At 69.7% G+C, this 7,417-nt stretch carries 8 protein-coding genes; 2 read left to right on the top strand and 6 right to left on the bottom strand.

Translation table 11 applies throughout. The features are described 5' to 3' along the window. Nucleotides 1-135 precede the first annotated feature (135 nt). Nucleotides 136-807 (bottom strand): endonuclease NucS, encoded by a 672-nt coding sequence (gene nucS / locus ACWD2L_RS40620; protein ID WP_351345619.1) that lies wholly within the window; start codon nucleotides 805-807, stop codon nucleotides 136-138. Nucleotides 808-1,059: 252 nt separating this feature from the next. Between nucS and ACWD2L_RS40615 the strand changes: the two genes are divergently transcribed. Continuing rightward, on the top strand, nucleotides 1,060-1,452 hold the full coding sequence (locus ACWD2L_RS40615; RefSeq protein ID WP_266714153.1) for an SCO5389 family protein: 393 nt from the start codon (nucleotides 1,060-1,062) through the stop codon (nucleotides 1,450-1,452). A 92-nt stretch (nucleotides 1,453-1,544) separates the two neighbouring features. Here the strand turns inward: ACWD2L_RS40615 and ACWD2L_RS40610 are convergent, their stop codons facing one another. Next, nucleotides 1,545-2,579: an LLM class flavin-dependent oxidoreductase gene (locus tag ACWD2L_RS40610; protein ID WP_351345616.1), complete on the bottom strand. Its 1,035-nt coding sequence runs from the start codon at nucleotides 2,577-2,579 to the stop codon at nucleotides 1,545-1,547. Between the two features lie 211 nt (nucleotides 2,580-2,790). Between ACWD2L_RS40610 and ACWD2L_RS40605 the strand changes: the two genes are divergently transcribed. After that, entirely contained in the window at nucleotides 2,791-3,132 is a 342-nt protein-coding gene (locus ACWD2L_RS40605; protein ID WP_351345613.1) for an ATP/GTP-binding protein, read from the top strand. A 22-nt stretch (nucleotides 3,133-3,154) separates the two neighbouring features. Here ACWD2L_RS40605 and ACWD2L_RS40600 read toward each other — a convergent pair whose 3' ends face one another. The 4 genes from ACWD2L_RS40600 to ACWD2L_RS40585 form a co-directional block, all read right to left on the bottom strand. Continuing rightward, nucleotides 3,155-3,997 carry an ABC transporter permease gene (locus ACWD2L_RS40600; RefSeq protein ID WP_351345610.1) on the bottom strand — a complete coding sequence of 281 codons (843 nt, stop codon included), beginning with the start codon at nucleotides 3,995-3,997 and terminating at the stop codon, nucleotides 3,155-3,157. Further along, entirely contained in the window at nucleotides 3,994-5,283 is a 1,290-nt protein-coding gene (locus ACWD2L_RS40595; RefSeq protein WP_351345607.1) for an ABC transporter ATP-binding protein, read from the bottom strand. The genes ACWD2L_RS40600 and ACWD2L_RS40595 overlap by 4 nt, the downstream gene beginning before the upstream one ends. Nucleotides 5,284-5,414: 131 nt before the next feature. After that, nucleotides 5,415-6,185, bottom strand: a complete 771-nt coding sequence (locus ACWD2L_RS40590) for an ABC transporter permease subunit (RefSeq protein WP_351345604.1) — start codon at nucleotides 6,183-6,185, stop codon at nucleotides 5,415-5,417. 1 nt (nucleotide 6,186) lies between these two features. Then, nucleotides 6,187-7,212 carry an ABC transporter ATP-binding protein gene (locus tag ACWD2L_RS40585; protein ID WP_351345601.1) on the bottom strand — a complete coding sequence of 342 codons (1,026 nt, stop codon included), beginning with the start codon at nucleotides 7,210-7,212 and terminating at the stop codon, nucleotides 6,187-6,189. Nucleotides 7,213-7,417: the final 205 nt, after the last annotated feature.

The raw sequence follows: 7,417 nt of genomic DNA, 5'->3' as shown, positions 1-7,417 counted from the left end.
GGCATGCTCAATCGCCGGCGGGGCTTGCTCATCAAGCCCCGCCGGCGATTGAGGCGATCTTTCAGCCCCTGCGGCGATTGAGCAGCGGGGTCCGGGGCGGAGCCCCGTGACGTCAACGCCGCCTCGCGCGCCCGGTCAGAAGAGCCGCAGCTTGTCGTCCTCGATACCCCGCATCGCGTCATAGTCCAGCACGGCGCAACCGATCCCCCGGTCCGTCGCGAGCACACGCGCCTGCGGCTTGATCTCCTGCGCCGCGAAGACACCCTTCACCGGCGCGAGATGCGGGTCACGGTTCAACAGCTCGAGGTAGCGCGTGAGTTGCTCCACCCCGTCGATCTCGCCACGACGCTTGATCTCGACGGCCACGGTCCCGCCGTCGGCATCCCGGCACAGGATGTCGACCGGGCCGATCGCCGTCATGTACTCGCGGCGAATGAGCGTGTAGCCCTCGCCGAGCGTCTCGATGCGATCGGCGAGCAGCTCCTGAAGGTGCGCTTCCACGCCGTCCTTGATGAGGCCGGGGTCCACACCGAGCTCGTGCGACGAGTCGTGGAGGATCTCCTCCATCGTGATGATGAGCTTTTCGCCCGCCTTGTTGACGACAGTCCATTTGCCCTCGTCGTCTCCGGTGCCCTCCTTCAGAGTGCACGGCGGTGACATCCAGTTGAGGGGCTTGTAGGCACGGTCGTCCGCGTGGATCGAGACGCTGCCGTCCGCCTTCACGAGGATGAGGCGGGGTGCCGACGGGAGGTGGGCGGTGAGCCGGCCCGCGTAATCCACGGAGCAACGGGCGATGACGAGACGCATGGTCGGCAACGCTACTCGAACCCCACGGCCCAACGCACTTCGCCCTAGAACACGCGTTACGCACGCGTTCGCCAATGGCTGGTTGTGTACGAACGAATACCCCTACGCCCTGTTGCCGTTCGGACACGTTGCCTACCGTAGAAGACAGGAGGTCGCGACGCGTGCACGCTGCGTGTTCCACGGAGTGCCCGTGCCGAGGACTTCTGCCCTGTCCGTCAGCCCCCGCTCCCCGGGGGTGCGAGAGGAGAACCCATGTCGCTCGACGTCTCACCGGCACTGTTGGATCAGGCCGAGCGAGGCGAGGTTGACGAGAAGGACTTCGTCGACTGCGTCCGGACCTCCCTGCCTTACGCATGGGAGATGATCAGCTCCCTGGTGGCTCAGCTGAAGGTCGACGGCGGAGCGTTCGCCGACAACCAGACGCCGCCCCCGGACGAGCAGGCGCGCGGACAGCTTCTGCGTGCGCTCGCGAGTGACGCGATACGCGGCGCGTTGCAGCGGCACTTCGGTGTCCGCCTCGCGTTCCAGAACTGCCACCGGGTCGCGGTGTTCCCGCAGGACCCGTCGGTGGACGAGACGCTCGCCCGCTTCACCTCGGCTCGCAACCAGCTGCTCAACCAGTCACCGGAACTGCGTGACTGCTGAGCGTTGAGGGCGTAACAGCCGTTGCCTGTCGGCCCGTACGCGGGAGGTGCATCTGTACGGGCCGGCGGGCGCCGAGGTGCCGCGCCACAGCCTCAGTCGAGCTGCGGCAGTACCTCGGCTCCCAGCCGCCGCACATTCTCCTCCGTCGCCGTGAGATCCCCGGAGCCCTCGACGAGCAGCGCGAACCGGGAGATCCCCGTCCGCTCCGATGCGGCCGCGAGCCGGTCCGCGCACAACTGCGGGGTGCCGACCGGGTGCAGGGAGCACAGCAGCTCCGTGTACGCATGCGGGTCGCGCATCGCCCGCGCCCTGCCGTCGACCGTCACATGGGCGTCAAGCCCCTGCTTCAGCCAACCCGGCATCGCCTTCAGGAGTGTCTCCGCGGCCTCCGACTCGCTGTCACCGATCTGGGCGACACCGGCGGACACGTGCTCCGCCGCGTAGATCTCCTCGACCGCATGCCCGGCCTCGCGCGCGTGGCGCCGCCACTGGCCGACCATCTCGGCCTTCTCCTCGTCCCCGATGTGCATGCCGAGCAGCATCGGCAGACCCCGCTCGGCGGCGAGCCGCACGCTCTTCGGTGACGTACAGGCAACGATCACTTCCGGCCCTTCCTGGGCCGCGCCGCCGATCGCCACCGTCGGGCGCGGCACGACCGGGACCTCACGGAAGGCGAAGCGTCCCCCGGCGCCTGCCACGTGCTCGTCCCTCAGCCACTTGAGGAGCAGGTCGAGGGATTCCGGGAACCCCTTCTCGTACGCCTCGACGCCCGCCCCGAAGACCTCCAGGTCCACCCAGGGCCCGCCCCTGCCGACGCCGAGCGAGAACCGGCCGCCGGACGTGACGTGCAGCAGTGCCGCCTGCTCGCCGAGGGCGACCGGGTGCGCGGTCGGCAGCACGCTGACCGCCGTACCGACCCGCAGCGTGTTCGTGCGGCCGAGCAGCAGCGCGGCGAGCGTGACGGCCGATGGACAGGTCCCGTACGGCACGAAGTGGTGCTCCGCCAGCCACACCGAGTCGAGACCCGCCTCCTCGGCGACCTCGGCGGACCGCACCGCGCGGTGCAGCGCCTCGCCCTGCCCCTGACCCGGAAACTGGGCCGCCAGTACAAAAGTCCCTACACGCATCGCACTCCTGCCTTTCTTGGCGCCGACGCGGGCACTCCCCCTACAGGCAATAACGGGTGGCAAGTGCCAAAGACACGGCCTGGCAAGAGGATTGGCGGATTTTCCGGCAATTCCCGGCGGGCGTCGGCAGACCGTGTCGCCCGGAGCCCCGCGGCCTTCGGCGTACGCTTGATACGCCCTCCCGCACCGTTCAGACATCCCGAGGTGAGACGTGTCTCCGCGCCGCAACCGCCCGAAGGCAGGCGGATCGTCCAGCAGCAGCGAGTCCACCGGCAGTGGGGACGAAGCGAGGCGCTACGGCGGGTTCCAGTCCACGGAGAGCTGGCAGGGCGAGGAGTGGAGCGTGCGCCATGTGGCGGGCGCGAGCGCGGCCGGAAAGACGTACCGCTGCCCGGGCTGCGACCAGCAGATCCCCTCCGGGGTCGCCCATGTCGTCGCCTGGCCCGAGTTCGGGGGAGTAGAGAGCAGGCGGCACTGGCACAAGGCGTGCTGGAACGCGAAGGACCGCCGCACCACGAAGGTGCAGCGGTCCAGGAACGCGCCGAGGTACTGAGGGCCGCCGGGCCCCAGGACCCTTATACGTCGCGGCTGTTGAGCGACAGGAACGCGCCGCCGAGCGCCACCGCGGTGATCGCCGCCATGATCCACAGGGGTTGCCAGCCGGTCGGGCCCGAGCCCGCGGTCATCGAGTTGTCGTAGAGCACGGCGAGCTGGCTGGGGACCGAGTACTCGAACAGCGCCTGCTGCAGGTCCTTGAGCGCCTCCGAGAACATGAAGATCGCCATGACGAGCGGCAGCAGGACGATGCCGACCATGATGGTGATCGCGCCCGCCGAGTGCCGTACGAGCGTGCCGACGGCGAGGCCGAGCAGGCCGAGCAGCGCGACGAACAGGCCGACGCCGACGGTCGACTTCGCCCACGTGCCGCCCTCCGGGGAGTCCGTGCCCACGATGCCCACCTGGAGGGCGCCGACGAGCGCGGCGAACACGGTGGTCAGCACCGTGACGAGCAGGAAGAAGACGATGGCCTTGGCGGCGAGCACCCGGCTCCGACTGGAGCAGGCCGTCATCGTCGTACGGATCATGCCGGTGCCGTACTCGGAGGCGATGGTCAGGACGCCGAGGGTCATCACGCAGATGGTGCCGAGCAGCGTGCCGAAGAAGCCGAGGCTGAGCACCTGCTCGCTGCTCGGCGACGAGCCGTCGTCGGCGGCGACCACGGCGGCCGAGCCGAGACCGAGGCCGACCATCAGCACGATCATCACGCCCAGCGTCCACATCGTGGAGCGCACGGAGCGGATCTTCGTCCACTCCGAGGCGAGCGCGTCGCCGAGGTGCGCCTTGCGGATCGGGATGGGCGAGGCGTACGAGGCGCCGGGTGCGGTGAGGGGCGGGTACGGCGTGCTCGGCGTGGTCACCGGGTCTCCTTGTCCATCGGCGGGGCGGCGGGGCTCGGCCCGGTGCCGGCCGGGTTCGGCGGGGCGGCGGGCGGCGGCATCGGTGCGCCGGGCGGGGCCACCGGGGCGCTCGGCGGGGGCATCGGTGCGCTCGGCTGCGGCATCTGCGCGCTCGGCGGGGCCATGGGCGTGCCCGGCTGCGGCATCGGGGCCGCGTACGGATTCTGGCCCGCTACGGGCGCCTGGGCGGGCGGTTGGGCGGGCGGCTGAACCGGGGCCTGGGGCGGTGGTGGGGCGTACCATCCGGGCTGGCCCTGGCCGGGCACCGGCATCTGACCGGGCGGCACAGCGCCGGGCGGCAGCGGCTCGTGCAGACCCGCGCGCTGGTCGGCGGTCGAGCGGAAGTCGACGGCGCCCTGCGTCATCCGCATGTAGGCCTCTTCCAGCGAGGCCTGGTGCGGCGACAGCTCCCACAGCCGTACGTCGGCGCCGTGCGCCAGGTCGCTGATGCGCGGCAGCGGCAGGCCCGTGACCCGCAGCCCGCCGTCCTGCTCGGGCAGCACCTGGCCGCCCGCCTCGGTCAGCGCGGCCGTCAGCTTCTCGCGCTGCTGCGGCTCGCTGTCGGGGGTGCGCACCCGGGCGAAGCCGGCGGAGTTGTGCGCGATGAAGTCCCGCACGCTCATGTCGGAGAGCAGCTGCCCGCGCCCGATCACGATCAGGTGCTCGGCGGTGAGCGCCATCTCGCTCATCAGGTGCGAGGAGACGAAGACCGTGCGCCCCTCGGAGGCAAGCTGCTTCATCAGGTTCCTGACCCAGAGGATGCCCTCGGGGTCGAGCCCGTTGACCGGCTCGTCGAAGAGCAGCACCTGTGGGTCGCCGAGGAGCGCGGCGGCGATGCCGAGCCGCTGCCCCATGCCGAGCGAGAACCCCTTGGAACGCCGCTTCGCGACATCCTGCAGCCCGACGACGCCGAGCACCTCGTCGACGCGGCGGGCCGGGATGCCGGAGAGCTGGGCCAGGCTCAGCAGATGGCTGCGGGCGGTCCTGCCCCCGTGCACGGCCTTCGCGTCGAGCAGCGCGCCGACCTGCCGCGGCGCGTTCGGGAGCTTGTTGTACGGGTGGCCGGCGATGGTCACCCGGCCCGCGGTCGGCTGGTCGAGGCCGAGGATCATGCGCATCGTGGTGGACTTGCCCGAGCCGTTCGGCCCGAGGAACCCGGTCACGGTTCCCGGCCGCACCTGGAAGGAAAGGTTGTGCACGGCTGTCTTCGCGCCGTAGCGCTTCGTCAGGCCGACTGCCTCGATCATTCTCCGCACCCATCGGAAGGTTCTGAGAGTTTCAGGACGGGGCAGACGCCCCCCGTAAGGGTTAGGAGCCTATATGCGAGCTGACGGTTCCGGCCAAGAGTGAGCAAAGCGTCGGGCGGGGCCGGAGGGGACTACGCGTCCCGCTTCTTCAGCAGGACGTAGCCGACGATCAGGGCCACCGCCACCCACACCAGCAGGATCAGGAGCCCGCCTCCCGGCCCGTACGGCGCGTCGTCGCTCGGTGCGTCCACCACCTGCATGACCTTCAGGCCCGCCTGGTCGGGGAAGTACTGGGCGACCTTCTTCGTGGCCGAGACGCTGCCGAGGATCGGCGAGACCAGGAAGAAGAACGGCATCAGGATGCCGAGCGAGAGCATGGGGGAGCGGAGCATCGCCGCGACGCCCATGGAGAACATCGTCAGCAGCGTCATGTAGACGGCGGCGCCGAACACCGCGCGCAGCACGTTCGGGGCGCCCAGGTCCGTGCCGTGGTCGCCGAGCATCAGCTGGCCGAGGAAGAACGACGCGAAGCTGATGATCAGCGCGACGACGAGCGCGAGCAGCGCGGCGACCAGGATCTTGGAGAAGAGGAACGTGCCCCGCTGCGGGACCGCCGCGAGCGAGGTGCGGATCATGCCCGTGCTGTACTCGCTCGCGACCACGAGGACCCCGAAGACCAGCATCGCGAGCTGGCCGAGGGTGAGGCCGGAGAAGGAGATGAAGGTCGGGTCGAAGGTCAGCTTGTCGCCGGTCGACATCTTGTCGAACTCGTTGCCGGTCAGCGCGCTGATCAGCATGCCGAGGCCGACGGATACGAGCACCGCGAGGCCGAGTGTGAAGGCCGTCGAGTTCACCGATTTGATCTTGGTCCACTCGGAGCGGAGGACCTGGGCCGCGGCCATCTCAGGCGCCCTTCTCTCGGTTCGCCCGGTCCCAGCTCGAACCCCAGCCCGACTGCTGCGGATTCTGTGGACCCTGCGGGTTCGGTGGCGTCAGCGGGTCTTGCGGGTTCTGCTGCTGCGGAGCGTCCGTGTGCGCGTGGTACTCCACCGACTCCGCCGTCAGCTGCATGAACGCCTCTTCCAGGGATGCCTGCTGCGGGCTCAGTTCGTGCAGGACGAGCTGGTTGCGCGCCGCGAGCTCGCCGAGCTCCTCGGCGGGGTGGCCGTCCACCTCAAGGGCGCCGCCGGACTCCACGACCGTGATGCCGGCCCGGTGCAGCACGTCGAGCAGCAGTTCGCGCTGCGGTGAGCGCAGCCGGACGTACGAGCGCGAGTTGTCCCGGATGAAGTCCGCCATCGATGTGTCGGCGAGCAGGCGGCCCTGGCCGATGACGACCAAGTGGTCGGCGGTGAGCGCCATTTCGCTCATCAGGTGGGAGGAGACGAAGACGGTACGGCCGGCGTTCGCGAGGGATTTCATCAGGTTGCGGATCCAGTGGATGCCCTCGGGGTCGAGCCCGTTGACCGGCTCGTCGAACATCAGGATCTTCGGGTCGCCGAGCAGCGCTCCGGCGATGCCGAGCCGCTGCCCCATGCCGAGCGAGAAGCCCTTCGCCTTCTTACGGGCCACCGCCGTGAGGCCGACCGTGTCGAGCACCTCGTGTACGCGGCTCTTGGGGATGCCGTTGGACTGCGCCAGGCACAGGAGGTGGTTGTAGGCGTTGCGGCCGCCGTGCATCGCCTTCGCGTCCAGCAGCGCGCCGATGTAGCGCAGTGGGTCCTTCAGCTGGGCGTAGTGTTTGCCGTCGATCCGGACGTCGCCCGCCGTCGGATTGTCGAGGCCGAGCATCATCCGCATCGTCGTGGACTTGCCCGCGCCGTTGGGGCCGAGGAATCCGGTGACGATTCCTGGCCGGACGGAGAAGGTGAGGTCGTCCACGGCCGTCTTCTCGCCGTAGCGCTTGGTCAGCCCCGAGAGCTCGATCATGCGCCTACGTTAAATCGCACCAAAGCGTGCGGCCACTCGTGGTGAACGCCTCGGGGCTCCGCCCCGGAACCCGCGCCTCAATCGCCGGCGGGGCTGGAAATACCAATCGCCGGTGGGGCTTGATCTTTCAAGCCCCGCCGGCGATTGAGGCGATCTTTCAAGCCCCTGCGGCGATTGAGCAGGCCTTTCAAGCCCCGCCGGGGCC

It is taken from the genome of Streptomyces sp. NPDC002754 (genome assembly GCF_053592315.1).
The sequence above is the reverse complement of the archived record's forward strand: the minus strand, read 5'-3'. Positions and strand labels throughout refer to the sequence as shown.

What these genes read in the sequence shown, in the direction of transcription:
- ACWD2L_RS40615 (WP_266714153.1), top strand. Translation starts at nt 1,060, where the DNA reads ATGTCGCTCGACGTCTCACCGGCACTGTTGGATCAGGCCGAGCGAGGC.
- ACWD2L_RS40585 (WP_351345601.1), bottom strand. Translation starts at nt 7,212, where the DNA reads ATGATCGAGCTCTCGGGGCTGACCAAGCGCTACGGCGAGAAGACGGCC.
- ACWD2L_RS40610 (WP_351345616.1), bottom strand. Translation starts at nt 2,579, where the DNA reads ATGCGTGTAGGGACTTTTGTACTGGCGGCCCAGTTTCCGGGTCAGGGG.
- ACWD2L_RS40590 (WP_351345604.1), bottom strand. Translation starts at nt 6,185, where the DNA reads ATGGCCGCGGCCCAGGTCCTCCGCTCCGAGTGGACCAAGATCAAATCG.
- nucS (WP_351345619.1), bottom strand. Translation starts at nt 807, where the DNA reads ATGCGTCTCGTCATCGCCCGTTGCTCCGTGGATTACGCGGGCCGGCTC.
- ACWD2L_RS40595 (WP_351345607.1), bottom strand. Translation starts at nt 5,283, where the DNA reads ATGATCGAGGCAGTCGGCCTGACGAAGCGCTACGGCGCGAAGACAGCC.